Origin of the sequence: Sphingomonas tagetis, from assembly GCF_024211275.1 — a bacterium.
In the GTDB taxonomy this organism is placed as follows: domain Bacteria; phylum Pseudomonadota; class Alphaproteobacteria; order Sphingomonadales; family Sphingomonadaceae; genus Sphingomonas; species Sphingomonas tagetis.
Genome location: NZ_JAMLDX010000044.1, coordinates 1 through 1,884, shown reverse-complemented (window position 1 = coordinate 1,884; position 1,884 = coordinate 1). Strand labels below are relative to the sequence as shown.

2 protein-coding genes and 2 pseudogenes are annotated in these 1,884 nt (G+C 63.2%); 2 read left to right on the top strand and 2 right to left on the bottom strand.

The genetic code is table 11. The annotated features are described in order from the left end of the window. Together M9978_RS22900 and M9978_RS22895 are read left to right on the top strand one after the other, a co-directional pair. Positions 1–97, top strand: a pseudogene (locus tag M9978_RS22900) (IS5/IS1182 family transposase); the annotation flags it as partial. A 261-nt stretch (positions 98–358) separates the two neighbouring features. Continuing rightward, complete coding sequence (locus M9978_RS22895; protein WP_254297473.1) at positions 359–547, top strand: DUF6771 family protein; 189 nt, start codon at positions 359–361, stop codon at positions 545–547. On the opposite strand, the gene M9978_RS22890 is transcribed toward M9978_RS22895, so the two are convergent. Both M9978_RS22890 and M9978_RS22885 read right to left on the bottom strand, forming a co-directional pair. Beyond that, on the bottom strand, positions 544–1,056 hold the full coding sequence (locus M9978_RS22890; protein ID WP_254297471.1) for a Ros/MucR family transcriptional regulator: 513 nt from the start codon (positions 1,054–1,056) through the stop codon (positions 544–546). The genes M9978_RS22895 and M9978_RS22890 overlap by 4 nt on opposite strands. A gap of 215 nt (positions 1,057–1,271) precedes the next feature. Then, positions 1,272–1,884 (bottom strand): annotated as a pseudogene (locus M9978_RS22885) (hypothetical protein); the annotation flags it as partial.

The window sequence follows — 1,884 nt, the reverse complement described above, 5'->3', positions numbered from 1 at the left end:
CCTCGTGCGCGACTACGAAAAACGCCTCGACGTCTCCGAAGCCATGATCCACGTCGCCCTCGGCAGCCTCATGCTCCGCCGCATCGTTCATCCGTAAGCATTCTCAAACGGACTCTAAGATGCTTGCGGTCACGGCCGCTATCCGCCCTATAACTTCTAATCTGTTGGGCGGATCATGCATTTGCAAAGTCCGCTTCGCGAAGTTGCAGCTAAACCACAAATGACCGCTAGGGAGGCGCAATCCGGCAGGCTGGTCGTGACGACCGACTGAGTGCCCTGCCCCCTGCCCTCACAAGACCAGCGGGACTGCCCCCAGTCAGGCCTTGCCTGCCTGCGCGCCGTATGTTCAGGGCAGGAAATGAGCACCAGTTCCGACCTGCAGCAGATCGTCGCCGCCATTCTGGCGCGCGCGCCGGATTGGCTGAAGCAGGGCCTGCTTTCAAAGGAGCGCAAGGTCCGTCGCGAGGCGGAAGAAAGCCTCGCGACGATGATTGTCGCGGCGGTGGCCAGCTCAAACGATAACGATGCGGATCCCGGCGGGTCTTAGCCGACCGCGGCTTCGGGGGTGCCCTTCGCTTTCGCTGCCTTTCTGGGCCTGGGCGCTGCCTTTGGGGCAGGCCTGTTCTCCACCTTCGGCGCGGGCTTGCGACCCAAGCCAATCCTCTTCGCCATCTCGCGGCGCTGCTCGGAATAGGCCGGCGCGGTCATGGGATAGGTTGCGGGAAGGTTGTAGCGCGAGCGATATTCGTCTGGCGTCAGACCATGCGTGCCGAGATGGCGGGTCAGCGTGCGGTAGGGCTTGCCATCGATCATCGAGAGGATGTGTTCCTTGCTGGCAAGGCTTTTCCGCGCGGTCACGGCGGGCGTATAGTCTGTTGCGGCGGCAGGTTCAGCTTCTGTCGCTGCCGGCGCGGAAAGACTGCCTACGGTTTTGTGCATCGCGGTCAGAAACGCCACCGCCTCTTCGGTCGAGGCGCGCGTGTTGTTATTGGCGAGCCAGGCAGCGGTTAGTTCAGCAGCAAGTTCAACCGCATCCATTGACGTCTCTTCGCTCATGCTCGCCTCTCCCTGAATTTGGCGATCTGAATAAACGCTTCGAGAATGAGATCAATAGCCATGCAGCAAGATCGAAGTTGGGACATTTCAGATAAACATGAGCGGTTTACGGGCGCGTGATTATTTCGCCGCACAGGCGAAAATGATTGCCAGCGTTTTCAGTTATTTCAGCTGACTGCGCCTCGAACAGGGGCGCAAGCAAATGAACCAGTCCGCTATAGATACCGCGCACGCTGCGCTTGCCAGCTGACCGATATTGCATCGGGCTGTATCAGCGTCAGCCCGTCCACGTCGCTGCGCAGGTTGCCGGCGAGTACCGCGTCGACGATCTCCGGCGAAAGGAATGCCAGCCGCACGACCCGCGTCATCCACGACGCGCTGACGCCCTCGCGAGCCGCCAGCTCCTTGATGCGGATTTCGCCCGCGCGCAGGATTGCCCACCACCGCCGCGCAGTGACCAGCAGCTTGAGCGCCGAATGGTCCGATCCCGCCGATGACGCCGCGGCTGCGCGTCCATCGCGGTGGACCAGCCGCACCACCCTCCCCGTCCGGGTCAGCCGCACATCGGCGGCGATGGTGATCGCGACAGGCGCGCCGTCGGCCAGGTCAGCGTCAAGGAGCGACGCGATCGCGGCAGTGACAACGTCGATCTCCACCCGCCGGGCCGCAACCCGCACCTGCCCGACCAGCTCGGCGACATGCACGGGCCGCGGCGCGCGGATGGCCAGCGCGACCGTTTGTGCACGATGGTCGATCTCGCCCATCAGCTCGGGCGTGACGGCGATGCCGGCTCTGGTCAGCAGCGCGATGGGATCGCCGAACAGGTCG

Excerpts from the sequence above, each read along its gene's own strand:
- M9978_RS22890 (WP_254297471.1), bottom strand. The coding sequence starts at position 1,056 with ATGAGCGAAGAGACGTCAATGGATGCGGTTGAACTTGCTGCTGAACTA.
- M9978_RS22895 (WP_254297473.1), top strand. The coding sequence starts at position 359 with ATGAGCACCAGTTCCGACCTGCAGCAGATCGTCGCCGCCATTCTGGCG.